We start from the raw sequence: 24445 nt of genomic DNA, 5'->3' as shown, positions 1-24445 counted from the left end.
CGGGACCTGCACGCACCCGCCCCCGCAGGGAGCCTCCCCATGCCCCGCATCCCCCGTCGCACCGCCGGCACCTCGTGCCGCAGCATCCAGCCGGACGAGGCCGAACGGAGCGCCGTGGAGCGCATGTTCGCCGCACGCCTGCCGGTCGCCGGGGCCGCGTGACCCCCGGCCGCGGCAGGGCGGGGCCCGGCACACGTCGGCCTGCGCCTCATGTGCCGGGCCGCCCTCGGCCGCGGGCTCGTGGGGGGGGCGGGTCAGACCTCCAGGTCGGCTTCGATGCGCCTGAGCTGGTGGCGGGCCATCGCCAGGTTCGCCCGGTCCTTGTCCAGCGCCACGTAGAGGAACAGCCCCTTGCCCGAGCGGCCGGTCAGCAGCCGGATCATGTGGATCTGGGTGTTGAGCGTGATCAGGATGTCCTCGATGTGCTCCTTGAGGTTGAGCATCTCCATGGTGCGCATCTTGGCGCGGACCACGTCGGTGTTGCCCGCGGCCGCGACGGTCAGGTCGAGGTCCTTGGAGCCCCCGAGGGTACCCAGGGCCATGCCGCTGCCGTAGTCCACGAGAGCGACGCCCAGGACGCCCTCGATCGACGTCATTACATCCTTCAGCGCGGTCTCGGTGTTGGCCATTGCGGTCTCACTTCCTTGTCGTTGAGTTCTCTGACGTGACGAATGCCTGGGTCCGGTAACGGCGCGGCCGCGTGCGGTGCCCGACGGCTTGTCGGCTGATGAGCTGGGTCCTGCGGTCATTTCCGCTCCTGACGTTGGAGCGCGAGGTCGACGAGATCCTCGATCCGTCGACTGGACCGGCGTGCCTCCAGGTGCAGGCGGCCCACGTTGGAGCCGGGTCCCGCCACCAGGGCGAGGGCCATGGCCCCGCCGGCGGCGTACGCGGCGATGTACCCGCGGTCGCCCCTGACGAGCAGTTCCCGGAAGCCGCCGCATTCGGTGGCCTCCGTGATGCGGGCCGCCACGCCCAGTGCCGCGGCGGTCAGCGCGGCGACCCCCTCCGGTTCCGGCCCGCTCAGGTCGTGCGCGACGACCAGGCCGTCGACGCTGGCGACGAGCCCGCCCGTAAGGTGCGGCACCCTCGCCCGCAGGCTCCGGAGTTCGGCCAGTACATCGGCTTCGAGTGCCACCAGCTGTCTCCTTCCGGCGAGCTGCCGCAGAGCCTTCCTCCACGGTCGTTCGGCGGGCGCCGGGCGGGTCGGCAGGGCGCTCACAGGCGGGCCTCCAGGGCGGCACGAAGTCGTAGCAACAGGGCGACTGAGGGATCGGAGGACGACAGGACCGCCGGCTGCGGCCCGCCGTGGGCGAAGGGCGTGGGCGCCACCGGTGGCAGCGGCGCGGGCGGCACCGGCGCGGGCGGCACGGGCGCTGGGCGCGCCGGAGCCGCGGGTGCCTGGGCGCGGACCGGCATGCTGATCCGGCCGGTCGCGGCCAGCCGACGGACGTCCAGCAGGGTCGCGAAGGCGGAACGTCCCAGGTGCCAGGCGATCTGGACCGGCGTACGGGATCCGTCCGCCGCCGCCAGCACCGCCTGCTGGGCGGGCGTGGGGGCCCTGGCCCGGCCGCCCCGCGCCTCGCCCTCGGAGCGGGGGACGACGGGGCCGGCGTCGGTGTCGTCCCACGGCCAGGCCCGCTCCAGTTGCGCGCGGCGCCGCTGCGCCTCCCTGGCCACGCGCTGGGCGGGGACCGGCCGGGAGATGGGACCCAGCCGGGAGGTGGCACCCGGCTGGAACCGGTCCGGTTCCGAGTCGGGCAGCAGGGTGAAGTAGGCGGCGTCGAAGAGGGCCAGCAGGTGGCACAGCTCGAGCTCCCCGCGGGCCACCCGCCCGGTGTCGACGAGGTGCCCGCCGACGCCGCGCTCGGCGCTCGCGGTGGTGACCGCCTCGCGCCACTGGTCCGGGGAGAGCAGCCCGCAGGCCATGAGCCGTACCCCGAGGTCGGGGGCGCAGGGGCTCTCGGCGTGGACGATCGCCCCGTCGCGCAGGTAGACCGCCCCCGCCGATCCGTACAGGGCCCCGCTGGCCCCCGCCTCCGCGAGCCGGGCCAGTGCGGCGGTGAAGGCGTACGCGCCCACCACCCCGGCGCGGACCTGGGCCGGCGCGCTGCCGCGCGCCGGAATGCGCCGGGGCAGACCGCGCACGGCCAGTGCCGGCCGCCCCGCCTCCGTGCCCGTCATACGAGCACCAGCCGCTCGGCGATGGACTGCAGCCCGAGCCGTGCGACGGCAAGGTTGGCCATCGACCGGTCCAGCCACAGGTAGAGGATGACGTCGCTGTCGAAGGAGGTGTCGAGGAAGCGGATGAGGTGGTAACTCCCCGGGGCGGTGATGATGATGTCCTCGACCGGCACCCTTCCGGACTCCTTCGCGGTGAAGGTGCCGCCCTCCACGACCGCCCGCGCCGCCTCGGTGGTGTCCGCGGCGGCCGCCTCGTGACCGTGTCCCGGCTCCTGCCCGACCGCCCCGAGGAGCAGGCCGCTGCTCCAGTCGACCACGCTCGCCCCGAGCACACCGGGAATCGCCAGCGCCTCGGAAAGGCACTCGTCTATGCCGGGCACGCGCACCCCTTCGCCGCCACTTCTGGTATACGGAACAGCACGGAACGTTACTCATCCCGTACGCGAAAAAGGTGAGTTGGGGCATTTTCCGGAGGCATGTGCGGGCGACTCGCTAGGATTCGCCGCCCCTTGTGATCAGTCGGCGCAATTGTCCTCGGGACCGCCCCTGGCGATCCGTGCGAGGACGCCCAGCGCGTCGCCCAGGACCTGCGGGGACGGCGAGGCGAGGCCGATCCGTACGGCGTGCGGCGCACTGCCGCGGCCCGCGGCGAAGGCGGCCGCGGGGGTGACGGCGATGCCCTGCCGGGCGGCGGCCGCGACGAAGGTGTCGGCGCGCCAAGGCCCGGGCAGCCGCCACCAGCAGAAGCAGGCACGCGGATCCGCCGTGACCGAGAACCCGGCGAGGCGCTCGGCGGCGAGGCGGGCCCGCGCGGCCGCGTCGCGCCGCTTGGCCGCCACCACCGCGTCCACGGCGCCGTCGGCGATCCACCGGCAGGCGGCGGCCAGCGCGAAACCGGAGGCCGCCGTGCCCGCCGAGCGCAAGGCCGCGGAAACCGGGGCGGATAGCTCCCGCGGAGTGACCGCGACGCCGGCGGTGAGCCCGGGGGCGAGCCGCTTGGAGAGGCTGTCGACCAGGACCACACGGTCGGGGGCGAACGCCGCGAGCGGCGGCGGGGCGTCCGCGGCGAGGAATGCCCAGACCGCGTCCTCGACGGCGTGCAGGCCCAGCCGGCCGAGGGTGTCGGCGAGTTCGGCCCGGCGGCCCTCCGGCATGGTGACGCCGAGCGGATTGTGCAGGGTGGGCTGGGTGTAGAGCGCGTGCAGCGGGGCGGCCCGGTGCAGTTCCGCGAGGGCGTCGGGACGCATGCCGTGCTCGTCGCAGGCGACGGGGACGAGGGCGATCCCGAGCCGTGTGGCGAGCGCCTTGACCACGGGGTAGGTGAGCGCCTCCACGGCGAGCCGGCCGCCGGGCGGGACGAGCGCGGCCAGGGCGGCGGCGATGGCCTGGCGTCCGTTGCCCGCGAAGAGCAGCCGCCCGGGGTCGGGGCGTGGGCCGGTGCGGGCGAGCAGTTCGGCGAAGGCGTCGCGCGCGGCCGGGCTGCCCGCGGCCGTCAGCGGGCGCAGCGCGGCGCCGAGGACGTCGGGGCGCTGCAGCGCTGCGAGCCCGGGGGCGAGCAGCTGCGACTGGCCCTCGGCGACGGGGTGGTTCAGCTCCAGGTCGATCCGCTGGGGTGCCGGCTCGGCGAGGGCGGGCCCCGTGGCGGGCGATGCGGCACGCACGAAGGTGCCGCGCCCCACCTCGCCCACGACCAGGCCGCGGCGGGCGAGTTCGGCGTAGACGCGGATCGCCGTGGAGTTGGCGATGCCGCGCTGCCGCGCGAAGGTCCGCTGCGGTACGAGCCGGTCGCCGGGGCGCAGCCGTGCGGCGGCGATGTCGGCCGCCACGGCGTCGGCGACCGCGCGGTAGTCGTCCCTCACTGTTCCTCCCGTGGAGCGATTCCCCTATTGCACCGAGAGCAAAGATGCTATTGCACCGAGCGCGGAGGGGAACCTAGCATCGCGGTCAACTCCCCTGCGGGAAGGGGAGTATGCGAGACGAGGAGATCCCCTTGGCGACGGCACAGGTCAACGGCGTCACACTGGCGTACGACGACGAGGGGGACGGGCCCGGCACCCCCCTGGTGCTGGTGCACGGCCATCCCTTCGACCGCTCGATGTGGGCCCCGCAGGTCCCCGCGGCGGCGGCCGGCCGCCGGGTGGTCGTGCCGGACCTGCGCGGCTACGGCGCGAGCGAGGTCGTCCCGGGGGTCACCCCGCTGGAGACCTTCGCCCGCGACATCGCCGCCCTGATGGACCGCCTGGGCGTGCCGGAGGCCGTCGTCGGCGGGCTGTCGATGGGCGGTCAGATCGTCATGGAGTTCCAGCGGCTGTTCCCCGGCCGGGTGGCCGGGCTCGTGCTCGCCGACACCTTCCCCGGCGCCGAGACGGCGGAGGGGAGACGGGCCCGGGACGCGATGGCGGAGCGGCTGCTGGCCGAGGGCATGGCCGGCTACGCCGGCGAGGTGCTCGACCGGATGATCACGCCCCGCAACGTGACCGCGCTCCCAGAAGTGGCCGCGCACGTGCTGCGGATGATGCGCGGCACCTCCCCCGAGGGCGCCGCGGCGGCCCTGCGCGGCCGGGCCCGGCGGCCCGGCTACGGGACCGTGCTGACCGCGGTCCGGGTGCCCACGCTGATCGTGGTCGGCCGGGACGACGTCTACACCCCCGTCGCCGAGGCCGAGGCCATGCACGCGGCCGTCCGCGGCTCGCGGCTCGTGGTCGTCGAGGACGCCGGGCACCTGCCGAACCTGGAGCGGCCCGAGGAGTTCAACGACGCTCTGCGGCGGTTCCTCGACGTCCTCGACGTGCGTCCCTGAGCCGGTGGGCGCCGTGCCCCGCCCGCGTGCTCAGGGCGTGGTGTCGACCAGCGAGAGCGAGTGGAGGCGGTCGGGCGGGCCGGGCCTCGCGTAGTACCAGCCCTGCGCGGTGTCGCAGCCCAGCGCGCGCAGGTGCTCGGCCTGGGTGCCGGTCTCGACGCCCTCCACCGTCACCGACAGCCCGAGGGTGTGCGCCAGGTCGACGACGATCTCCACGATCTTCAGGTCCACCGGGTCGGCCTGCTGCTGCTGCATCCCGCGCGTGAAGGAGCGGTCGAGCTTGAGCGTGGTGATGGGCAGCCGGCGCAGCGAGGCGAGGTTGGAGTAGCCGGTGCCGAAGTCGTCGAGGGCGATGGCCATGCCGAGCTCGGCGAACTCCCGCAACGGGCGCAGCAGTTCCTCGTCGGCGCCGATGAAGGCGCTCTCGGTGACCTCCAGGCACAGCGCGGTCGGCTCCAGCCCGGCGTCCTTGATCACCGCGAGGGTCTCCGGGACGAGGCCGGGGTGGCCGAGCTGGGCCGGGGAGAGGTTGACGTTGATCCGCAGCGGGTGGCCGTCGCTGCGCGGGAACTGCCAGTCCCGGGCCTGCCAGGCGGCCTGCTGCAGCACCCAGTGGCCGAGCGGCACGATCAGCCCGGTGCTCTCGGCGAGCGGGATGAACTGGTCGGGACCGAGGATCCCGTGCACCGGATGGCACCAGCGCACCAGTGCCTCGGCGCCGCGGACGCTGCCGTCGCCGAGCCGTACCAGGGGCTGGTACTCGATGAAGAACTCGCCGCGCTCCAGGGCCGTCGGCAGCCGGTTGGTCAGCCCGTGCCGGGTGATGGCGCGCGCGTCGGAGTCGGGGTCGGCCAGCTCGAAGCGGTTCCCGCCCGCGGCCTTGGCCCGGTACATCGTGATGTCGGCGCTGCGCAGCACCTCGGCGGGGCCCAGGGAGCCGGCCTGGCCCTCGACGATGCCGATGCTGCACCGTACGGACAGCTCGCGGCCGTCCACCCGGATCGGGTCGGCCAGCGCGGCCAGGATCAGGTCGGCGAGGCCGGTGATGTCGGCGCGGCTGGCGGGGTTGACGACCAGTGCGGCGAACTCGTCCCCGCCGATGCGGGCCACGAGCTGGTCGGGCGAGGTGACGCAGGCCTGGAGGCGTTCGGCGACGGCGACCAGGAGCCGGTCGCCGATGGCGTGGCCGAGGCTGTCGTTGACGTCCTTGAAGCCGTCCAGGTCGAGGTAGCAGACGCCGACGCCCACGCCCTCGGGGCCGTTCAGCGTCTGCTCCAGGCGCTCGAAGAAGAGGTTGCGGTTGGCCAGGCCGGTGAGCGCGTCGTGGGTCGCCTCGTGCCGCAGCCGCTCGCTGAGCAGGCGCTCCTCGGTGATGTCCTCCATCAGCGCGAGCATGTACTGCGGGGTCCCGCCGGCGTCGCGCAGCAGGGAGACCGTCAGGTTGGTCCACAGCGCGGTGCCGTCGGGCCGGTAGTAGGCCTTCTCGATGCGGTAGTGGTCGCGCTCGCCCCGGTTGAGCTGGCGCTGCATCTCCCAGACCTCGGGGGCGTCGTCGGGGTGCGCCCAGTCGTAGACGTTCCTGCTGCGGATGTGCCGTTCCAGGCCGCCGAACATGGTGGTGAGGGCGGCGTTGACGTCCAGGATGCGGCCGTCCATGTCGGCGATGCCGATGCCTATGGAGGCGTCCTGGAAGACCGCCCGGAAGCGGACCTCGCTCTCGTGCAGGGCCTGCTCGGTGGCGGCCCGGGCGGCGAGCGCCGCCTTGGAGAGGGCCTCCTGCTCGGTCCGCGTGCGTTCCTGCAGGGCGCGGGCGTACCCGGCGGCCACCCAGTGCTGCAGGCGGTTGCAGCGGGTGCGGCCGTCCTCGGGGAACAGGGCGGGGCCGGGCGGGCAGTACAGCAGCAGGTAGGCGTCGACGACGTCGAGGATGCGGGGCAGCGCCTCGGGGTCGGTGCAGTGCGCGGCCACGAGCGCGGCGCCGACCTCCGCGGCCGGGCGGGGGTCGAAGGGCAGCGCGCGCAGCGTGGCGTCGAGACGCGCGGCGAGCGGGAGCAGGTACTCCTCGAACTCGCCGCGTGTCATGGAGGTGGCGGTGGCCGGGTAGATCGCCCGGCTCCAGATGATCGCGAAGCGCCGCAGGCTGTCGGCGGGCTCCGGCTCCGGGCCGGACTCCCTGCTCACGGTCACGCCTTGCGGCCGACGCCCGCGAACCCGCTGAAGACGACCGGGTCGAGCTCGTCGTCGTCCGTGCCGTCGGGGCGCCACAACGGCGCGGAGACCAAGCCGGGTTCGACGAGGTCGAAGCCGTCGAAGAAGCGCTCGACCTCGGCCCGCGACCGCATGATCAGCGGCGAGCTCGCGCTGCGGTAGACGTTCTCGACCCGCTCCCCCTCCTCGGGTCTGCGCGGGCCTCCCTCGACCGAGGCGTGGGTGACGACCAGCAGGCTGCCGGGGGCGATGGCGTCGCGCAGTTCGGCCACGGCCTTGGCCGGTTCGTCGGCGTCCTCGAGGAAGTGCAGGACGGCGACGAGCAGCAGCGCGACCGGGCGCTCCAGGTCGATGAGCCCGCGCACCTGCGCGCTGTCCAGGATGTCGCGGGGCGAGCGCAGGTCGGCGGCGACGATGGCGGCGTTCTCGTGGCCCTCCAGCACGGCACGGCTGTGGGCGACGGCGACCGGGTCGTGGTCGACGTAGACGACGTGCGCGCCGGGACTGGCGGCCTGGGCGACCTCGTGGACGTTGCCGAAGGTGGGGATGCCGGAGCCGATGTCGAGGAACTGGGTGATGCCCTGGTCGACGGAGTAACGCACGGCCCTGCGCATGAACGCCCGGTTGGCCTGCATGATCTTCGGCAGCCCCGGGAAGGCCTCGATGGCCCGCCGTCCCGCCTCCCGGTCGACCTCGAAGTTGTGCGAGCCGCCCAGGTAGTAGTCGTAGATGCGGGACACGCTCGGCACGGAAAGATCGATCCCCTGGGGGGCCCAGGCAGGGCGTTCCATCAACGGCTCCAGCTCTTCGGCGATCAGGATGAGTGGTCGTGGACACGACCACGTGCGAGAGAGGCTACTGACCGACCGTTCGAGAGGACACAAGAAATGGAAATATTCGATCCGTTTTCGGTCACAGACCAAAGGCATGTGCCCTGTTCCCTACAAACGGGGAACAGGGCACAGCCTACCGCCGGATGACGGTGGATCAGTTCGATCAGACGTTGACGCCGTGGGCGCGCAGGTACGCCAGCGGGTCCATGTCGGAGCCGAAGTCGGGGGTGGTGCGCACCTCGAAGTGCAGGTGCGGACCGGTCACGTTGCCGGTGGCGCCCGACAGGCCCAGCTGCTGACCGGCGGAGACCGACTGGCCGGCCGAGACCGACAGCGAGGACAGGTGGGCGTACTGCGAGTACCGGCCGTCGGCGTGCTTGACGACGACCTGGTTGCCGTACGAGCCGCCCCAGCCCGCGGAGACCACGGTGCCGCCGGCGATCGACTTCACCTTGGTGCCGGTCGAGGCGATGAAGTCGACACCGGTGTGGTAGCCCTTGGACCACATGGCACCGGCCTGGTGGTAGGCGGTGCCCAGGGTGACGTGGTCGAGCGGGGCGGTGTAGCCGGAGGTGCTGGCGGCCTTGGCGGCGGCCGGCTTGGCGGCCGGAGCGGCCTTCGCGGCCTTGGGCGCGCTCTTGGCGGCGGCCTTCTCGCCCAGGGACAGGACCTGGCCCGGGTAGATCAGGTTCGGGTCGCCGCCGATGACCGACTCGTTGTTCGCGTACAGCTTCTGCCAGCCGCCCTCGACCGACTGGGCGTCGGCGATCTTGGAGAGGGTGTCGCCGCCGGCGACCTTGTAGGCGCCGCCGGTGCTCTTCGGCTTGGCGGTGGCGGCCTTCTTGGCGGGGGCGGCGGGCTTGGCGGCCGGCTTCGCGGCGGTGCCGGAGACGCTCCCCGGGGTGGCCGACGGGTTGGCCATGGCCTTCGTCAGACCGGCCTTGGGACCGCACACGGGCCAGGCCTGCGGACCCTGGGTCGCGAGGACCTTCTCCGCGACGGCGATCTGCTCCGCCTTGGTCGCGAGGTCGGCGCGCGGGGCGTACTTCGTGCCGCCGAAGCCGGCCCAGGTGCTCTGGGTGAACTGCAGCCCGCCGTAGAAGCCGTTACCGGTGTTGATGGACCAGTTGTTGGTGCTCTCGCAGGCCGCGACCTTGTCCCAGACGCTCACGGGAGCGGCGTGGGCACCGGTGGCGCCGACGATCGGGAGCGCCACGGCGGCGCCGGTGGTGCCGGCCAGCGCGCTGATGCGGGTGATGCGGGTGTTCCGCGGACGACGGTGCTTTCCCTTACCGGGCATGCCGAATTCCTCTCCGACGCCTGCGAGGTAAGCTGTCGGGTTCGGGCTGGAGATGCCCGGCCGCAATGGGGCATGCCAAATAAAGGCATGTCGCTGCGACTTCACCCCTAGCCGTCCCGAGACCAACGGGAACGGCAAACTACCTGGGTCCCCCGCTCCTGCCGTGCGGTCTTGTCATCCGGCGTCCGGGCAGCGGCAGGACTAGGCGTTCTACCCGGAAGAATCTCGCAGGAATTTGTCCTGCGAGATCTGGAAGCTAAACGACGGAATCGTCCCGGAGCAAGGACCGGAATCACGCCCCCCGGCGGACCGCAAGTCGATCATCCGGTTCTGTGACTTTACGTGAGAAGTGTCCGCTCTGCGTAGGCGGAAAACTGGCCCACGGTAATTGCGCGATATCGCCCGGTGAAATTCGACGGGAAAATTCGACGTTGCGTCGCCCGCGGCCTCCGCTGCGTGTTCGGCACGTGACACCCATCACGCATCGATTCCCTACGCATGCACTGTGGACGCATATGTCCGGTTAGGCGGCTTAATGCCGGATAAGACAGGACGTGTTCCGGTCCAACCCGCCCCGGACCGCGTCGTCCTGAGGTCCCCCCGGAGGAACGCCCCCCGGATCCAACCGCCGAGGAGGGTCCGCGATTCCCGGACGGGCCGCTCCGGTGCGTTCCGCGGTGTGGCGTGCGCCACAACCACCCCTCCGGCGGGGCGAGAAGGGGAGGTGCACGACGGCCGCCGTCCGGAGAACGGACGTGACAGCGCCGATTGGGCGACGGTAGCCTCCCAATCCCGCACATTTTCTTACATCGCCCGGGAGCCCTCGCGTGCCCTACCTCGCCGCCGACGACCGCTACGCCTCGATGGAATACCGCAGGACCGGGCGCAGCGGGGTCCTGCTGCCCGTCGTGTCCCTGGGCCTGTGGCACAACTTCGGCGACACCTCGCCGCTGGAGAACCAGCGCGCGGTGCTGCGCCGCGCCGTCGACCGCGGCGTGGTCCACATCGACCTGGCCAACAACTACGGCCCGCCCGCCGGCTCGGCCGAGGCCAACTTCGGCACCCTCTTCGCCCAGGACTTCCGCCCGTACCGCGACGAGCTCTTCATCGCCACCAAGGCCGGGTACGACATGTGGCCGGGACCGTACGGCGAGTGGGGCAGCCGCAAGTACCTGCTCTCGTCGCTGGACCAGTCGCTGGGCCGCATGGGCCTGGACCACGTGGACGTCTTCTACTCGCACCGCTTCGACCCGGACACGCCCCTGGAGGAGACCATGGGCGCCCTGGACTCCGCGGTCCGCCAGGGCAAGGCCCTGTACGCCGGCATCTCCAACTACCCCGCCGAGGCGCACCGCCGGGCGACGGAGATCCTGCGCGAGCTGGGCACCCCGCTGCTGATCCACCAGGCCGCCTACAGCATCCTCCAGCGTGACCCGGAGGCCGGCGTCCTCGACGCCGTCGGCGACACCGGCACCGCGCTCATCGCGTACTCGCCGCTCGCCCAGGGCCAGCTCACCGACCGCTACCTCCAGGGCGTGCCGGCCGACTCGCGGATGGCGCTGGGCCACTTCCTCAAGCGCGACGCCCTGACCGAGCGGAAGCTCACCTTCCTGCACGCCCTCGACAAGCTCGCCGGCGAGCGCGGCCAGACCCTGGCGCAGCTGGCGCTGAGCTGGGTGCTGCGCGACCCGCGGGTCGTGTCCGTCCTCATCGGCGCGAGCAGCGTCGCCCAGCTCGACCAGAACCTCGCCGCCCTCGACGCGGGCCCGCTCACCGCGGAAGAGCTCGCCGAGATCGACCGCCTCTCGGCCGAGGCGGGCGTCCGCATCCCGTAACGACCGCCGCGCGCACAGGACCGGGCCGGCCCCCGCGGGGGCCGGCCCGGTCGCGTCGGTGCCGGGCTCAGGCGAGACGGGTCTCCAGCGCGCCGCGGACGCCGGGCCACTCGCCGGCGAGGATGGAGTAGTACGCGCTGTCGCGGACGGTGCCGTCCACGGCGAGGGTGTGGGCGCGGCGGATGCCCTCGAAGCGGCCGCCGATGCGCTCGATCGCCGCGCGGGAGCGCGCGTTGCGCGCGTCCGTCTTCAAAGTGACGCGCAACACGTCCCACACGTCGAACGCGTGGGTGAGCAGCAGCAGCTTCGCCTCGGTGTTGCAGGGGGTGCGCTGGGCGGAGGCGGCGAGCCAGGTGCTGCCGATCTCGGCGACGGTGGGCACCGCGCCGCTGCGCGGCACCGAGCGGCCGGCGGGCCAGGCGGGGGTGGCCGTCCAGTGGTCGAGGTCGAGGAACCGGGTGGAGCCGATCAGGGCGTCACGCTGGACGTCCCGTACGGCGAAGGGGAGCGCGGCCCCGGTCGCCTGGTCCTGGAGAGCCTCCTCGACGTAGCGCGCCATCGCCTCGCGGTCGGCCGGCACCTTTGTGTAGGCGTACGTGTCGCGGGATTCGGCGGCGGCGCGCAGCAGCCCGTCCACGTGGGCGGCGCTCAGCGGCTCCAGGCGGACGTGCTTGCCTTCCAGGGTCACGGGTTCGGGCATGCCCCGGATGCTGGTGTCCGGCCGGGTCACCCGTCAAGCGCGTTTCCGCGGGGCGCGTCGGAGGCCGGGCGTCACGGATGCGAAAATGGGGGCATGAACAGCAACGACGTGTTCTTCGACATCACGATCGACGGCGAGCCCGCCGGACGGATCGTGTTCACTCTGTTCGACGACGTGGTCCCCAAGACCGCGCGGAACTTCCGTGAGCTCGCCACCGGCGAGCACGGCTTCGGTTTCGAGGGTTCGCACTTCCACCGCGTGATCCCCGACTTCATGCTCCAGGGAGGCGACTTCACCGCCGGCAACGGCACCGGTGGCAAGAGCATCTACGGCGAGAAGTTCGCCGACGAGAACTTCCAGCTCAAGCACACCAAGCCCGGCCAGCTCTCCATGGCCAACGCGGGCCCGAACACCAACGGCTCGCAGTTCTTCATCACCACGATCGTCACCGACTGGCTCGACGGCAAGCACGTGGTCTTCGGCGAGGTCGTCGACGGCATGGACGTCGTCAAGAAGATCGAGTCGCTCGGCTCGCGCACCGGCGCGACCAGCGCCCGCGTCGAGATCGCCAAGTCCGGTACGGTCGCCTGACCCGGCTCCGCGAAGCGGCCCGGCACCGGAAAGACCGGTGCCGGGCCGCTCGGCGTACGGGCTCAGCCGAAGGCCTTGACCGCCTGGTAGTAGGTCCAGGCGGTGCTGTTGCAGGCCGTCGCGGTGGCGCCGCTGTAGCCGGCGCAGATGCGCTTGAGGTCCTCGTAGAAGGCGCTGTCGAGGCGGCTCTTGTTGGCGGAGAAGGAGCCCATCGCCTTGTAGTTGCGGTAGCCGAAGTCGTGCCGGGCGCAGGAGTTCTGGAACGGGAAGCCGAAGGGGTTGTCCGGGGAGCTGCTGCAGTAGTCGGTGGACCAGTCGAAGCCGTAGGCGGCCCAGGCGCCCTGGTTTCCGCGGGCGGACCACCAGGCGTTGTAGCTCGAGGCGCTGGTCTGGGTCCAACCGGCGAGCACCTGGGCCTTGTCGGCGGGGGCGGCCTAGGCGGGGACGGTGAAGACGACGGTGGCGACGGCGGCGACCGCGGTGGCGGCGAAACCGGTCGTGATTCGGCGCATGGGGACTCCAGTCACTGACGGGCGCGGTGTGACGCGCGGGCATGGCGGTGCAACCGGATGCGGAACCGAACAGGTGGTACTGGTGTGCGAAGCCAGAATGGGGCCCCAGGGGTCTATGCGAGTAGATGCCGGACGGCAAAACTTGCATGAACATGACGACGTGCCGCCGACGGGGAACGTCGACGGCACGTCAAGAGGCCGACACCGTTGTCTGGTTCACTGACCCGCTGGGCCCGCGGGCCGCACGTCAGCCCCTACGGGGCGTCAGGCGACGGGGGTGTGCGGCCGGTCCCCGTGCTCCCCGGACCCTCCGTGCTCCCCGGGGTCCCCGGACTCCGTGCGCTCCCACCGCGGATGGTGGCGGCGCGCCCATTCCGGCGTGACGAACCCGGTGCGCATCCCCAGCCGTGCCTGCGGGTCGTTGGCCGCCATCCACAGGTGTCCCGCGACCACCACGGCCACCGCCAGGGCCAGCCAGTCGTGGACGAAGGTCGCGCCGGTACGCCACACCAAGCCGCTCAGGTGCGGGAACATCATCAGCAGCCCGGTGCCGAGCATGACGAGCACCGCGCCCGAGGCGAAGGACGCGTACAGCTTCTGCCCGGCGTTGAACTTCCCCGCCACACGCCGGTGGTGGGGGACGCGACGCAGCGCGTCCCGCAGCCAGTCCCGGTCGTAGGGGGCGAACCGGTTGAGCAGCCGCAGGTCGCGCCGGAAGGCGCGGGAGGCGAGGCCCGCGAGGGCGGGCAGCGGCAGGGCGATGCCGGACCATTCGTGCACGGTGACCACCAGCCGCCTGCGGCCGACGAGTTCGGCGAGCGGGGGCAGGTAGAGGGCCGCCGCCGTGAAGAGGCAGACCAGCATCAGGGCGGCCGTGCTGCGGTGCACCCAGCGCTCGCCGCGGGTGAAGCGGCGCACGGTCTCAGGACGTGGGGTCATCGTGGCGTCCGTTCGAGCGGCCGACCCAGGCGTCGACGTCGTAGCCGTAGTGCTCCCAGTAGCCGGGCCGCACGTCCTGGGTGACCTCGATGCCCGAGAGCCACTTGGCGGACTTGTAGAAGTACATCGACGCCACGTAGAGCCGCACGGGGCCGCCGTGGGCCGTGGTCACCGGCTTGTCCTGCATCCGCAGGGCGACCAGGACGTCGTCCCTGCGGGCCTGTTCGAGGGTGAGGCTCTCGCTGTAGACCCCGTCGAAGCAGGTGAAGCGCACGGCGCCGGCACCGTCCTGCACGCCCGCGAGGTCGAGGAGGTGGGACAGCCGAACCCCCTCGAAGGGCGTGCCCGGCACGCGCCACCCGGTCACGCACTGCACGTCGCGCACCATCCTGGTCTGCGGCATCGCCCGCAGGTCGGCCAGGGTGTGGGTGGCCTTCCGGTCGACCAGGCCGGAGACGGTGAGGCGGTAGTCGGTCGCGTCCCGGTGGGGAACGGAGTCCGCCACGTTGTAGATGCGGAAGCCGCCGCCCCCGGGGAGCAGTCCGCTGAGCCCGGTGGGGTCCTTCCCCGCCACCTGGGAGAGCGCCGAGTCCAGGCCGTCCTGCGCGCGGCTGCCGAACGCCACCCCCAGCGCGCCCAGCCCGAGCATCCCGAGTACCACGCGCCGGCCGACCGGCGTGCCCTTGCCTTCCATACCCCTCACCGTAAGCCCGCGCGAGGTGGTTGCGGACGGCCGGGGCCGCACGTAAGCAAGGCGTAAGAGGTCCGGTCCCGGGCTAGCCGATCTCCAGGCCCGCGTAGTTCTCGGCGAGTTCGGCCGCCGCGTGCGGGGAGGCGGCGATCCTGTCGAGCTGGGAGATCTGCAGCCGGGTGTCGAAGTCGCTCTGCGCCGGGTCGGTGTGCAGGGTCGTGGTCATGAACCAGGAGAAGTGCTCGGCACGCCACACCCGCCGCAGGCACGTGTCGGAGTAGGCGTCGAGCAGGGCGGTGGAACCGGTCTCCGCCTGGGCGGCGAGGGCACGGGCCAGGACGATGACGTCGGCGGCGGCCAGGTTGAGGCCCTTGGCGCCGGTCGGCGGCACGATGTGCGCGGCGTCGCCGGCGAGCAGCACGCGGCCCCAGCGCATCGGCTCGGTCACGAAGCTGCGCATCGGCAGCACGGCCTTGGAGGTGATGGGGCCGCGCTCCAGCTTCCAGTCCCCGTCGACGGCGAAGCGGGCGTCCAGTTCGTCCCAGATCCGCTCGTCGGGCCAGTCGGCGGGGTCGGTGCCGCCCGGCACCTGCAGGTAGAGCCGGCTGACCTGGGGGGAGCGCATGCTGTGCAGCGCGAAACCGCGGGGCGAGTGTGCGTAGATCAACTCCTCGCAGGACGGCGCGACGTCGGCGAGGATCCCCAGCCACGAGAAGGGGTACACCCGCTCGTACGTCCGCCGGGCGTGCTCCGGGACCGCCGCGCGCGTCACGCCGTGGAAGCCGTCGCAGCCGACGACGTAGTCGCAGGTGAGGGTCTTCTCCCGGCCCTCGTGGCGGTAGCGGACCACCGGGCGGTCCGTGTCGGCCCCCTCGACCGCGTGCACATGGGCGCCGAACAGCAGCGGCGCCCCGTCCTGGAGCTGGAGGGCGATCAGGTCCTTGACCACCTCGGTCTGGGCGTAGACCCACACGCGCCGGCCGCCGGTGAGGGCCGGGAAGTCCAGGCGGTGGGAGCGGCGGTCCCAGCGCAGCTCGATGCCGTCGTGGACCAGGCCCTCGCGGTCCAGGCGCGCGCCCGCGCCGGACGAGCGGAGCACGTCGACCGTGCCCTGTTCCAGGATCCCGGCGCGCTGGCGCTGCTCGACGTACTCGCGGTCGCGGCTCTCCAGGACAACGCAGTCGATGCCGGAGCGATGGAGCAGACGGGCCAGCAGGAGGCCCGCGGGACCGGCGCCGACGATGGCGACGGTGGTGTGGTGCTGCATGTGTTCTCCTACTCCTCTTCCTCGAGGATGCGGTTCGCCACGGCGAACGCGGCGTTGGCCGCGGGAACGCCGCAGTAGACGGCGGACTGGAGCAGGACCTCCTGGATCTCCTCCCAGGTCAGGCCGTTGTGCCGCGCGGCGCGCACGTGCAGCGCCAGCTCGTCGAGGTGGCCGTGGGCCACCAGCGCGGTGAGGGTGATGCAGCTGCGGGTCCTGCGGCTCAGGCCCGGCCGGGTCCAGATCTCGCCCCATGCGTAGCGGGTGATGAAGTCCTGGAAGGGGGCGGTGAAGGCGGTGGTGCGGGCGACCGCCCGGTCGACGTGCGCGTCGCCGAGCACGGCACGGCGGACGGCCATGCCCTCGGTGTGGCGGGCGCCGTCGTCGGCGGCCGGCTCGGTGGCGAAGTGCTGCAGGAGCGCCGCGAGGACGGGGGCCGGACGCTCGACGCCGGCCAGGTGGGCGGCGTGCGCCACCTCGGTGAGGCTCGCGCCGGGGATGCCGTCGGCCAGGACACGGGCGTCCGCGACCGGGGTCGCCGGGTCGCCGCGGCCCGCGACGACGAGGGTGGGCGCGGTGATCCGGGGCAGGTCGGCGCGTACGTCGTAGGCGGCGAGGGCGTCGCAGAGGGTCGCGTACGCCTCCGGGTCGGCGGCGCGCAGGTCGTCCAGGAGGGCGCCGACGGCGGGGTCGCCGGCGAACTCCGGGGTGAACCAGCGGGTGGCCGCGGTGTCGGCGACGGGTCCCGTGCCCTTCGCCCTGACCAGGGCGGCGCGTTCCCGCCAGCCCTCCGGGTCGCCGAAGTCGGCGGAGGAGCACACGATCGCGAGCGCGGCGACCCGTTCGGGGTGGTGGATCGCGAGCCAGGTCCCCACGGCCCCGCCGAGGGAGACGCCGGCGTAGGCGAAGCGGTCGGCGCCGAGCGCGTCGGCGAGGGCCAGCACCGAGCGGGCCAGGTCCTCGACCGTGCCGTCCTCCGGGAGCAGCGCGGCGGGGCTGCCACCGTGGCCGGGCAGGTCCCAGCGGATGACGCGGTGGCCGCGGGCGAGGGCGGGGACCTGCGGGTCCCACACGGCGAGCGAGGTGCCCAGGCTCGGCCCGAGGATCAGCGGCGGCAGGCCCGGCGCGCCGTCCACCCGGTGGTGCGGCAGTCGGGGCTCCACGGCCTCGTACGGCGTGCTCATGCGGGCTCCTCGCGGATGGTGCTGACGGGTGCGTACGGCGGTGTCACGGCGCCCTTGCACGGCCCGGCGGCCGGGCGGGCGCCCGCCCGGGTCCGAAGTCCCCCGGACATGGCGTACCCCGATCGGCCCGGGTCGCGGAAGGGGGCGGGGGCGGTCACGAGCACGTCCCCGCGGGGCCGGGGCGGCGCAAGGCGCGGTCGACGAGCGCGCCGGCCGCCCCCGTGTAGCGGGTGGGGTCGGTGAGCTCCCGGAGGCGTCCCTCGGGGAGGAGGCCGCCGAGGGCCGGGTCCTGCGCCAGGGCGTCGTCGAGGGCGATCCCCTCCTCGGCGACGCGTCTGGAGGCCCGTGCGAGCGCGGACTTGGCCTCGCCGCGGCCCATGAGAGCGGTCAGGGCCGCTGCGAGACGTTCGGTGACCACCAGACCGCCCGTGGTGCCGAGGGTCTCGCGCATGCGGTGCGGGTGGACGCGCAGGCCCGCGGCGAGTCCGGCGGCGTCCCGGGCGGCGCCGCCGACGAGGCGCAACGCCTCGCGCAGGGGCTGCCATTCGGCGTGCCAGGCGCCGGCCGGGCGTTCGTCCTCCGCGGCCAGGGAGCCGCACAGCACGGCGGCGAGCGCCGGCACCTGGCGGGCCGTGGCGGCGATGAGCGTGGCGCGGACGGGGTTGGCCTTGTGGGGCATGGCCGAGGAACCGCCGCCGGCGCCCTCGGTGACCTCGCCGATCTCGGTGCGCGACAGCACCAGTACGTCGGCGGCGACCTTGCCCAGCGCGCCCGCCGCGAAGGCGAGTGCCCCGGCGAGGTCGGCGATGGGCGTCCGCAGGGTGTGCCAGGGGAGAACGGGCTCCGCCAGCCCGGTCTCGGCGGCGTAGGCGGCGAGGAGCCGCGGAGCGGCGGCGGCGCTCGCGCCGGGGGCGGTGCCGTCCGCCTCGGCGAAGGCGCCGAAGGCGGCGAGCGTGCCGGCGGCACCGCCGAGTTGCGCGGGCAGGTCGCCGCGGACGGCGGTCAGCCGGTCGTACGCGTCCAGGACGAGGGAGCGCCAGCCGGCCGCCTTGAGTCCGAAGGTGGTGGGGACGGCGTGCTGCGTCAGCGTGCGTCCCGCCATCGGGGTGTCGCGGTGTTCCGTGGCGAGCCGTCCGAACGCGCCGGCCGCGGCGGCGAGGTCGTCCAGGACGGGGCGCAGCGCGCGGGACGCGACGAGCATCGCCGCGGTGTCCAGGATGTCCTGGCTGGTGGCGCCGCGGTGCACATAGGGGGCGGCGTTCGCGTCCCGCTCCCCCACCGCCTCGGTCAGGTCGGCGACCAGCGGGATCACCGGATTGCCGCCGGCCCGGGCGCGTAGCGCGAGGTCGCGCGGGTCGAACCGGCCTGGCTCCGCAGCGGCCGCGGTCACCGCGGCCGCCGCGGACGCCGGCGCGAGCCCCAGCGCGGCCTGCGCCCGGGTCAGTGCGGCCTCCGCGTCGAGCATGCCCCGGACGAAGGCTGCGTCCCCGGTCGCCTCCTCGGCGGCCGACCCGGCCCGGACCGGGGAGAGCAGGCCGACGTCCGCGGCGGGGTCAGTCGAAGGCAAGGAAGACCGTCTCCTCATGCACTCCGTCGTACTGGAGCCGGACGTCGAAGCGGTGGACGCGCCCGCCCTCCGGAGTGGCGACCAGGGTGGCGCGCCGCTGCGGCTCCAGGGAGCCGAGCAGCGGGTCCCCCTCGGCGTCGCCGAGGTAGACCCGGGTGTGCAGGTGGTGGAGGAGACCGCGGGCGAAGACGATCAGCGAGAGGTACGGGACGCCGCCGGGCGGGAACGTGCGGATCACGTAGTGTCCGTCCGCGTCGGTGGCGATGCGCCCGAAGCCGGTGAAGACCAGTCCGTCGCGCCCCAGGACCGCCCCGGTGACCTGGTCGCGGCGCAGCGAACCGGGGGCGCCGTGCCGGGAGCCGTCGGGGGCGGGCTGCCAGACCTCGATGAGCGCGTCGGGGACGGGCTGCCCGGCGCCGTCGTAGACCCAGCCGTGGACGGTGACGGTGTCCGGGTGCCCGGCGGGGGCGAGGTCGCCGCCCTGGGGGAACGGCAGCGCGTATCCGTAGAAGGGGCCCACGGTCTGCGAGGGCGTGGGGGCGGGTGCCTCGCCGCTCATCGGCCCTCCTCGATCCAGGTGGCGGCCGGGCCGTCCAGGACGATGTCCCAGCGGTAGCCGAGCGACCATTCGGGGGTGGACAGGTCGTGGTCGTACGTCGCGACCAGCCGTTGCCGGGCCGAGTCGTCGGTGACGGACTGCAGGATCGGGTCGTAGGCGAAGAGCGGGTCCCCGGGGAAGTACATCTGGGTGACCAGGCGCTGGGTGAACGCCGGGCCGAAGAGCGAGAAGTGGATGTGGGCCGGGCGCCAGGCATTGATGTGGTTGCGCCAGGGGTAGGCGCCGGGCTTGATGGTGACGAACTCGTAGGTGCCGTCGTCCCCGGTCAGGGTGCGGCCGACGCCCGTGAAGTTGGGGTCCAGCGGGGCGGGATGGTCGTCCCGCTGGTGCGCGTAGCGACCGGAGGCGTTGGCCTGCCAGATCTCGACGAGCTGGCCGCGCACGGGCCGGCCCGCTCGGTCCAGGACGCGCCCGGTGACCTTGATGCGCTCGCCCAGCGGCTCGGCCTGGTGCTGCCGCGTCAGGTCGTGGTCGAGGGCGGTGACGTCGGTGACGCCGAAGACCGGGCCCGAGAGCTCCACGGCCTCGGGGTCGCCGGCCGCCGCCCCCGCCGCCACCAACGGGCGCTCGGGATGCCGCAGGACGCTGCTCCGGTAGGGCGCGTAGCCCCGGTCGGGGTGGTCCTCGGCGGCGCCGCCGTCGGCACGTCGCTTGGCGTAGGCCGCGCGCTCGTCGGCGATCTCTGCGGAGATCTCGCCCTGGGTGGGGGGGCTGCTCATGCGGAGGGCTCCTACCTTTCCAGGACGAGGGCGAGGCCCTGCCCGACGCCGATGCACAGGGCGGCGAGGCCGGTGCCCGAGCCCGCGGCCGCGAGCTGGTGGGCGACGGCGCCGGCGATGCGGGCGCCGGAGGCACCGAGCGGGTGGCCGACGGCGATGGCGCCGCCGCGCGGGTTGACGATCGAGGGGTCGAGCTCGGGCCATCCGGCGAGGCAGCCGAGCACCTGCGAGGCGAAGGCCTCGTTGAGCTCGACGGTGCTGAGGTCGCCGAAGCCCTTGCCGGCCTTGGCCAGCGCTTTGCGGACGGCCTCGACGGGGGCGAGGCCGAAGTAGTCGGGCTCGATGCCGGTGACGGCCGAGGCGCGGATGCGCGCGAGCGGCTCGCGGCCGGTGGCCTTCAGGCCCTCCTCGTCGACGACGAGCAGCGCGGCCGCCCCGTCGTTGAGGGGCGAGGAGTTGCCCGCGGTGACGGTGCCGCCGTCCTTGCGGAAGGCGGGCTTGAGGCGGGCGAGCGCCTCCATGGAGGTGGTGTCGCGGATCGTCTCGTCGCGCGGCAGGTCCACGCCGTCGACCGGGACGACCTCGGCCTCGTACAGGCCGTCCTTCCAGGCGCGGGTCGCCTTCTCGTGGCTGGCGACGGCGAAGGCGTCCTGCTGCTCCCTGGTGATGCCGTGCCGGTCGGCGATCAGCTCCGCGCTCTCGCCGAGCGGGATGGTCCACCGCGGGTCCATCCTCGGGTTGACCATGCGCCAGCCGAGGGTGGTGGAGTACAGCTCCTGATGGCCCGCCGGGAAGGCGCGTTCGGGCTTGGGCAGCACCCAGGGGGCGCGGCTCATGGACTCCACACCGCCGGCGATGGCGACGGAGACGTCGCCGACGGCCACGGCGCGGGCGGCCTGGATCACGGCCTCCATGCCGGAGCCGCAGAGCCGGTTGACCGTGGTGCCGGGCACGGTGACGGGCAGCCCGGCGAGCAGTGCGGCCATCCTGGCGACGTTGCGGTTGTCCTCGCCCGCGGCGTTGGCGTCACCGAAGAAGACGTCGTCGATCCGGGCCGGGTCGAGCTCGGGCGTACGGGCCACCAGCGAGGCCACGACGTGCGCCGCGAGGTCGTCGGGACGCACTCCTGACAGGGCGCCGCCGTACTTGCCGACCGGGGTACGGACGGCGTCGACGACGTACACCTCACGCAGCTGCCCGCTCATCGGGCGCTCCCTTCTGCGGCGACGGCGACGTGCACCGGGGCCGCGGTCTTGTCCAGGATCTCCTGCGTGGTGACGCCCGGGGCGGTCTCCACGAGGACGAGTCCCCCGTCGGTGACGTCGAGGACGCCCAGGTCGGTGATGATCCGGTCCACGCAGGCCCGGCCGGTGAGCGGCAGCGCGCACTCCCGGAGGATCTTGGGGCTGCCGTCCTTGGCGGTGTGGGTCATGGTGACGATGACCCGCCGGGCGCCGTGCACCAGGTCCATCGCGCCGCCGATGCCGGTGACGAGCTTGCCGGGGACGGCCCAGTTCGCCAGGTCGCCGCGGGCGGAGACCTGCATGGCGCCGAGCACGGCGGTGTCGATGTGACCACCGCGGATCATCCCGAAGGACAGCGCGGAGTCGAAGAAGGCCGCGCCGGGCAGGACGGTGACGGTCTCCTTGCCCGCGTTGATCAGGTCGGGGTCGACCTCCTCCTCGTACGGGAAGGGGCCGGTGCCGAGGATGCCGTTCTCGGACTCCAGGACGACCTCGACGCCCTCGGGGAGGTGGTTGGGGATCAGCGTCGGCAGGCCGATGCCGAGGTTGACGTACTCGCCGTCGCGCAGTTCCCGGGCCGCACGGGCGGCCATCTCGTCGCGTGTCCAGGCCATCAGGCCCGCACCTCCCTGGCCGTGACCGTACGGAATTCGATCTTCTTGTCGGCGGCCTGCTCCGGGGTGAGCGCCACCACGCGCTGGACGAAGATGCCGGGCAGGTGCACCTGGTCGGGGTCGATCGCGCCGGGCTCTACGAGCTCCTCGACCTCGGCGACGGTGATCCGGCCGGCCATCGCGGCGAGCGGGTTGAAGTTGCGGGAGGCCTTGTTGAAGACCAGGTTGCCGTGGCGGTCGCCCTTGGCGGCGCGGACGAGCGCGAAGTCGGTGGTGATGCCGCGCTCCAGGACGTACTCGACGCCGTCGAACGCGCGCACCTCCTTCGGCTCGGAGGCCAGTGCCACGCCTCCGTCCCCGTCGTAGCGCCAGGGCAGGCCGCCCTCGGCGACCTGGGTGCCGACGCCGGCCGGGGTGTAGAAGGCGGGGATGCCGCAGCCGCCGGCGCGCAGGCGCTCGGCCAGGGTGCCCTGCGGGATCAGTTCGAGCTCCAGCTCGCCGGCCAGGTACTGACGGGCGAACTCCTTGTTGGCCCCGATGTAGCTGCCGGTGACGCGGGCGATGCGGCGCGCGGCGAGCAGGACCGCGAGGCCCGAGTCGAGGGCTCCGCAGTTGTTGGAGACGACGGCGAGACCGCTGACCCCGGCTTCGTAGAGGGCCTGGACCAGCGTGTTCGGCACGCCGCTCAGGCCGAAGCCGCCGACCGCCAGGGACGCGCCGTCCCGGACGTCCGCTACGGCCTCAGCGGCCGAGGCGACCACCTTGTCCATCCTGCGCCCACCTTCTTGTTCGTCCAGTGAACTTAAGTTCACAAGTGCTCGTGCCCGAGTGTGATCCTCGGGCGCCCGCTCTGTCAACGTTCCGGGGCGGTACGGTTTCGACGACGTTCCGCCACGCTGGAGTGCTGATGACACCGCTGACCACCGCGACCGCTCCCCCGCCGCAGGAGGCCGTCGGCCCCCTCGTCCGGGGACTGGCGGTGCTGCGCGAGCTGGCCGCGGCCGACGGCCGGCGCTCGGTCGGCGACCTCGTGCGGGCCACCGGCCTGGCGCGGTCCACGGTGGACCGGGTGGTCAGCACGCTCGTCCGCACCGGGTACCTGCGGGTCGAGGGCCGGGACGCCGTCCTCGCCCCCCGGCTGATGGAACTCGGCAACGCCTACCTCGCCGCCAGCCGCTTCCCCGACCTGCTGGGACCGCTCGCCGACGCCCTCGCCGACGGCCTGGACGAGTCCGTGTCCATCGCCGTGCCGGACGGCGACGGGGTCCGCTTCGTCCACCAGGCGACCCGGCGCCGTGCGATGTCCCTGACCTTCCGCATCGGCGACCAGCTGCCGGCCGAGCGCGGCGCCCCCGGGGCGCTCTTCGCCGGCGACTGGGACGACGCCGGATGGGAGAGGTGGCGCCACCGCCGCGCGGCGGACCCGCAGGACACCGGCTTCCCCGCACTGCCCCGCGGACACGGGGACGCCGCCGCCTCCTTCCCGGAGCGGGTCGCCGCCGCGCGCACCCACGGCTGGTCGGCGGACGACCAGCTGATCGAACCGGGACTGATCGCCGTCGCCGTGCCCGTACGGGACACCGCCGGGCAGCCGGTGTGCGCGGTGAGCGTGGTCAGCCACACCAGCAGGCACAGCGCCGGGTCGCTGCGCGAGGCCGTGCTGCCCCGGCTGCGCGAGACGGTCGCGGCCATGGAGGACGCCCTCTCACGGCCCGCCGACGCCCCCGCCCCCTCCCCCACCGACGCGTCACCCTCGCCCGCCGCCTGGACACGGGCCTCCAAGCAGGAGCTCGGGCCGGAGTTCGTGGAGTCCCTGGCCCGCGGGCTCGCCGTGCTCACCGCCTTCGGCGGGGGCCGGGCCGAACTCCCCCTCACCGCCGTCGCCGAGGCCACCGGGCTGGCCCGCGCCACCGCGCGGCGCTCCCTCATCACCCTGGAGCACCTGGGCTACGTCGCCTCGGAGGGCCGCCTCTTCCGGCTCACCCCGCACGTGCTGGAGCTGGGCTGCGCCCACCTGTCGCGGCTGACGCTCCCCGAGATCGCCCGGCCCCATCTGGTCGAACTGGTCGGGGCGGTGCACGACTCCGCGTCGATGGCGGTGCTGTCCGGCGAGCACATCCAGTACGTGGCGCGCGTGCCCACCGTCCGCATCATGAGCGTCAACATCACGGTCGGCACCCGCTTCCCCGCCTACGCCACCGCGATGGGCCGCGTCCTGCTGGCGGGGCTGCCCGCCCGGGAACGCGCGGCACACCTCGCGCGCACCGGCTTCACACGGCTGACCCGGCACACCGTCACGGACGCACCGCGCCTGGCCCGCGTCCTCGACGAGGTCGCCGCCGAGGGGCACGCCCTGGTCAGCGAGGAGCTGGAGGAGGGCCTGCGGTCCATCGCCGTCCCCGTCCGCGACCGCGGCGGCCGGGTGGTGGCCGCGGTCAACGTCTCCATGCACGCCAGCCGCCGCTCCGTGGAGCAGTCGCGCTCCGAACTGCTGCCCCCGCTCCTCGAGGCCGCCGAGCGCATCGGCGACGACCTGTGCGTGGTGGGCCGCTACGCGCGCGTACCGGTCGGCTGAGGGGCCTGTGGACAAGTGGTCCACGCCGTCCGCGAGCGGGCATCATCGAGGGACACGGGGGACGCG

24 protein-coding genes, 1 pseudogene and 1 riboswitch are annotated in these 24445 nt (G+C 73.5%); of the genes and pseudogenes, 5 read left to right on the top strand and 20 right to left on the bottom strand.

From position 1 onward, the window contains the following. Positions 1–39 precede the first annotated feature (39 nt). Positions 40–162 carry a hypothetical protein gene (locus AC1VWI_RS37830; protein WP_499515543.1) on the top strand — a complete coding sequence of 41 codons (123 nt, stop codon included), beginning with the start codon at positions 40–42 and terminating at the stop codon, positions 160–162. Positions 163–254: 92 nt separating this feature from the next. On the opposite strand, the gene AC1VWI_RS37825 is transcribed toward AC1VWI_RS37830, so the two are convergent. The 5 genes from AC1VWI_RS37825 to AC1VWI_RS37805 form a co-directional block, all read right to left on the bottom strand. Then, complete coding sequence (locus tag AC1VWI_RS37825) at positions 255–629, bottom strand: hypothetical protein (RefSeq protein ID WP_089223338.1); 375 nt, start codon at positions 627–629, stop codon at positions 255–257. A 116-nt stretch (positions 630–745) separates the two neighbouring features. Further along, positions 746–1138, bottom strand: coding sequence for a roadblock/LC7 domain-containing protein (locus tag AC1VWI_RS37820; RefSeq protein WP_089223339.1), 393 nt, complete (start codon positions 1136–1138; stop codon positions 746–748). An 80-nt stretch (positions 1139–1218) separates the two neighbouring features. Further along, complete coding sequence (locus AC1VWI_RS37815) at positions 1219–2184, bottom strand: transcriptional regulator (RefSeq protein ID WP_499515542.1); 966 nt, start codon at positions 2182–2184, stop codon at positions 1219–1221. Continuing rightward, positions 2181–2564, bottom strand: coding sequence for a hypothetical protein (locus AC1VWI_RS37810; protein ID WP_499515541.1), 384 nt, complete (start codon positions 2562–2564; stop codon positions 2181–2183). The genes AC1VWI_RS37815 and AC1VWI_RS37810 overlap by 4 nt, the downstream gene beginning before the upstream one ends. A 135-nt stretch (positions 2565–2699) precedes the next feature. Continuing rightward, positions 2700–4043: an aminotransferase-like domain-containing protein gene (locus AC1VWI_RS37805; RefSeq protein ID WP_499515540.1), complete on the bottom strand. Its 1344-nt coding sequence runs from the start codon at positions 4041–4043 to the stop codon at positions 2700–2702. Between the two features lie 131 nt (positions 4044–4174). On the opposite strand from AC1VWI_RS37805, the gene AC1VWI_RS37800 reads away from it, so the two are divergent. After that, positions 4175–4984, top strand: a complete 810-nt coding sequence (locus AC1VWI_RS37800; protein WP_499515539.1) for an alpha/beta fold hydrolase — start codon at positions 4175–4177, stop codon at positions 4982–4984. Positions 4985–5014: 30 nt separating this feature from the next. Here the strand turns inward: AC1VWI_RS37800 and AC1VWI_RS37795 are convergent, their stop codons facing one another. The 3 genes from AC1VWI_RS37795 to AC1VWI_RS37785 form a co-directional block, all read right to left on the bottom strand. Then, on the bottom strand, positions 5015–7171 hold the full coding sequence (locus AC1VWI_RS37795) for a putative bifunctional diguanylate cyclase/phosphodiesterase (RefSeq protein WP_499515538.1): 2157 nt from the start codon (positions 7169–7171) through the stop codon (positions 5015–5017). Beyond that, on the bottom strand, positions 7168–7983 hold the full coding sequence (locus AC1VWI_RS37790) for an SAM-dependent methyltransferase (RefSeq protein ID WP_499515537.1): 816 nt from the start codon (positions 7981–7983) through the stop codon (positions 7168–7170). The genes AC1VWI_RS37795 and AC1VWI_RS37790 overlap by 4 nt, the downstream gene beginning before the upstream one ends. Before the next feature lie 205 nt (positions 7984–8188). Further along, complete coding sequence (locus AC1VWI_RS37785; RefSeq protein WP_499515536.1) at positions 8189–9325, bottom strand: transglycosylase family protein; 1137 nt, start codon at positions 9323–9325, stop codon at positions 8189–8191. A gap of 2 nt (positions 9326–9327) precedes the next feature. Beyond that, positions 9328–9519: riboswitch (cyclic di-AMP (ydaO/yuaA leader) on the bottom strand. Between the two features lie 633 nt (positions 9520–10152). Between AC1VWI_RS37785 and AC1VWI_RS37780 the strand changes: the two genes are divergently transcribed. Next, positions 10153–11160: an aldo/keto reductase gene (locus AC1VWI_RS37780; protein ID WP_499515535.1), complete on the top strand. Its 1008-nt coding sequence runs from the start codon at positions 10153–10155 to the stop codon at positions 11158–11160. 67 nt (positions 11161–11227) lie between these two features. Here AC1VWI_RS37780 and AC1VWI_RS37775 read toward each other — a convergent pair whose 3' ends face one another. Continuing rightward, on the bottom strand, positions 11228–11860 hold the full coding sequence (locus tag AC1VWI_RS37775; RefSeq protein ID WP_499515534.1) for a GNAT family N-acetyltransferase: 633 nt from the start codon (positions 11858–11860) through the stop codon (positions 11228–11230). Between the two features lie 93 nt (positions 11861–11953). On the opposite strand from AC1VWI_RS37775, the gene AC1VWI_RS37770 reads away from it, so the two are divergent. After that, positions 11954–12451 carry a peptidylprolyl isomerase gene (locus tag AC1VWI_RS37770; protein ID WP_499515533.1) on the top strand — a complete coding sequence of 166 codons (498 nt, stop codon included), beginning with the start codon at positions 11954–11956 and terminating at the stop codon, positions 12449–12451. A 62-nt stretch (positions 12452–12513) separates the two neighbouring features. Here AC1VWI_RS37770 and AC1VWI_RS37765 read toward each other — a convergent pair. From AC1VWI_RS37765 to AC1VWI_RS37715, 11 genes and pseudogenes are all read right to left on the bottom strand, one after another. Next, a pseudogene (locus AC1VWI_RS37765) lies at positions 12514–12963 on the bottom strand (phospholipase). Positions 12964–13227: 264 nt separating this feature from the next. Beyond that, on the bottom strand, positions 13228–13902 hold the full coding sequence (locus AC1VWI_RS37760; RefSeq protein ID WP_499515532.1) for a cytochrome b/b6 domain-containing protein: 675 nt from the start codon (positions 13900–13902) through the stop codon (positions 13228–13230). Further along, the gene (locus tag AC1VWI_RS37755; protein WP_499515531.1) at positions 13886–14596 is read right to left on the bottom strand and encodes a molybdopterin-dependent oxidoreductase; all 711 of its coding nucleotides are present in this window, start codon (positions 14594–14596) and stop codon (positions 13886–13888) included. Before AC1VWI_RS37755 ends, AC1VWI_RS37760 begins: the two co-directional genes overlap by 17 nt. Positions 14597–14678: 82 nt before the next feature. Further along, on the bottom strand, positions 14679–15860 hold the full coding sequence (locus tag AC1VWI_RS37750; RefSeq protein WP_499515530.1) for a 4-hydroxybenzoate 3-monooxygenase: 1182 nt from the start codon (positions 15858–15860) through the stop codon (positions 14679–14681). Positions 15861–15868: 8 nt separating this feature from the next. Further along, the gene (gene pcaDC / locus AC1VWI_RS37745) at positions 15869–17041 is read right to left on the bottom strand and encodes a bifunctional 3-oxoadipate enol-lactonase/4-carboxymuconolactone decarboxylase PcaDC (RefSeq protein ID WP_499515529.1); all 1173 of its coding nucleotides are present in this window, start codon (positions 17039–17041) and stop codon (positions 15869–15871) included. Positions 17042–17195: 154 nt separating this feature from the next. After that, positions 17196–18626, bottom strand: a complete 1431-nt coding sequence (gene pcaB / locus AC1VWI_RS37740) for a 3-carboxy-cis,cis-muconate cycloisomerase (RefSeq protein WP_499515528.1) — start codon at positions 18624–18626, stop codon at positions 17196–17198. Beyond that, positions 18595–19167 carry a protocatechuate 3,4-dioxygenase subunit alpha gene (gene pcaG / locus AC1VWI_RS37735; RefSeq protein ID WP_499515527.1) on the bottom strand — a complete coding sequence of 191 codons (573 nt, stop codon included), beginning with the start codon at positions 19165–19167 and terminating at the stop codon, positions 18595–18597. The genes pcaB and pcaG overlap by 32 nt, the downstream gene beginning before the upstream one ends. Next, positions 19164–19946 (bottom strand): protocatechuate 3,4-dioxygenase subunit beta, encoded by a 783-nt coding sequence (gene pcaH / locus AC1VWI_RS37730; protein WP_499515526.1) that lies wholly within the window; start codon positions 19944–19946, stop codon positions 19164–19166. The genes pcaG and pcaH overlap by 4 nt, the downstream gene beginning before the upstream one ends. A gap of 11 nt (positions 19947–19957) precedes the next feature. Then, on the bottom strand, positions 19958–21151 hold the full coding sequence (locus tag AC1VWI_RS37725) for a thiolase family protein (protein WP_499515525.1): 1194 nt from the start codon (positions 21149–21151) through the stop codon (positions 19958–19960). Then, positions 21148–21804 carry a CoA transferase subunit B gene (locus AC1VWI_RS37720; protein WP_499515524.1) on the bottom strand — a complete coding sequence of 219 codons (657 nt, stop codon included), beginning with the start codon at positions 21802–21804 and terminating at the stop codon, positions 21148–21150. The genes AC1VWI_RS37725 and AC1VWI_RS37720 overlap by 4 nt, the downstream gene beginning before the upstream one ends. Beyond that, on the bottom strand, positions 21804–22574 hold the full coding sequence (locus tag AC1VWI_RS37715; RefSeq protein ID WP_499515523.1) for a CoA transferase subunit A: 771 nt from the start codon (positions 22572–22574) through the stop codon (positions 21804–21806). Before AC1VWI_RS37715 ends, AC1VWI_RS37720 begins: the two co-directional genes overlap by 1 nt. A gap of 137 nt (positions 22575–22711) precedes the next feature. Here AC1VWI_RS37715 and AC1VWI_RS37710 point away from each other — a divergent pair, with 137 nt between their 5' ends. Next, positions 22712–24379: an IclR family transcriptional regulator domain-containing protein gene (locus AC1VWI_RS37710; RefSeq protein WP_499515522.1), complete on the top strand. Its 1668-nt coding sequence runs from the start codon at positions 22712–22714 to the stop codon at positions 24377–24379. Positions 24380–24445: the final 66 nt, after the last annotated feature.

Source organism: Streptomyces sp. TOM-9 (assembly GCF_056858595.1).
This window is presented reverse-complemented; position numbering and strand designations above follow the sequence as displayed.

What these genes read in the sequence shown, in the direction of transcription:
- AC1VWI_RS37830 (WP_499515543.1), top strand. Translation starts at nt 40, where the DNA reads ATGCCCCGCATCCCCCGTCGCACCGCCGGCACCTCGTGCCGCAGCATC.
- AC1VWI_RS37825 (WP_089223338.1), bottom strand. Translation starts at nt 629, where the DNA reads ATGGCCAACACCGAGACCGCGCTGAAGGATGTAATGACGTCGATCGAG.
- AC1VWI_RS37815 (WP_499515542.1), bottom strand. Translation starts at nt 2,184, where the DNA reads ATGACGGGCACGGAGGCGGGGCGGCCGGCACTGGCCGTGCGCGGTCTG.
- AC1VWI_RS37790 (WP_499515537.1), bottom strand. Translation starts at nt 7,983, where the DNA reads ATGGAACGCCCTGCCTGGGCCCCCCAGGGGATCGATCTTTCCGTGCCG.
- AC1VWI_RS37785 (WP_499515536.1), bottom strand. Translation starts at nt 9,325, where the DNA reads ATGCCCGGTAAGGGAAAGCACCGTCGTCCGCGGAACACCCGCATCACC.
- AC1VWI_RS37775 (WP_499515534.1), bottom strand. Translation starts at nt 11,860, where the DNA reads ATGCCCGAACCCGTGACCCTGGAAGGCAAGCACGTCCGCCTGGAGCCG.
- AC1VWI_RS37770 (WP_499515533.1), top strand. Translation starts at nt 11,954, where the DNA reads ATGAACAGCAACGACGTGTTCTTCGACATCACGATCGACGGCGAGCCC.
- AC1VWI_RS37760 (WP_499515532.1), bottom strand. Translation starts at nt 13,902, where the DNA reads ATGACCCCACGTCCTGAGACCGTGCGCCGCTTCACCCGCGGCGAGCGC.
- AC1VWI_RS37755 (WP_499515531.1), bottom strand. Translation starts at nt 14,596, where the DNA reads ATGGAAGGCAAGGGCACGCCGGTCGGCCGGCGCGTGGTACTCGGGATG.
- AC1VWI_RS37750 (WP_499515530.1), bottom strand. Translation starts at nt 15,860, where the DNA reads ATGCAGCACCACACCACCGTCGCCATCGTCGGCGCCGGTCCCGCGGGC.
- pcaDC (WP_499515529.1), bottom strand. Translation starts at nt 17,041, where the DNA reads ATGAGCACGCCGTACGAGGCCGTGGAGCCCCGACTGCCGCACCACCGG.
- pcaB (WP_499515528.1), bottom strand. Translation starts at nt 18,626, where the DNA reads ATGAGGAGACGGTCTTCCTTGCCTTCGACTGACCCCGCCGCGGACGTC.
- pcaG (WP_499515527.1), bottom strand. Translation starts at nt 19,167, where the DNA reads ATGAGCGGCGAGGCACCCGCCCCCACGCCCTCGCAGACCGTGGGCCCC.
- pcaH (WP_499515526.1), bottom strand. Translation starts at nt 19,946, where the DNA reads ATGAGCAGCCCCCCCACCCAGGGCGAGATCTCCGCAGAGATCGCCGAC.
- AC1VWI_RS37725 (WP_499515525.1), bottom strand. Translation starts at nt 21,151, where the DNA reads ATGAGCGGGCAGCTGCGTGAGGTGTACGTCGTCGACGCCGTCCGTACC.
- AC1VWI_RS37720 (WP_499515524.1), bottom strand. Translation starts at nt 21,804, where the DNA reads ATGGCCTGGACACGCGACGAGATGGCCGCCCGTGCGGCCCGGGAACTG.
- AC1VWI_RS37715 (WP_499515523.1), bottom strand. Translation starts at nt 22,574, where the DNA reads ATGGACAAGGTGGTCGCCTCGGCCGCTGAGGCCGTAGCGGACGTCCGG.
- AC1VWI_RS37710 (WP_499515522.1), top strand. Translation starts at nt 22,712, where the DNA reads ATGACACCGCTGACCACCGCGACCGCTCCCCCGCCGCAGGAGGCCGTC.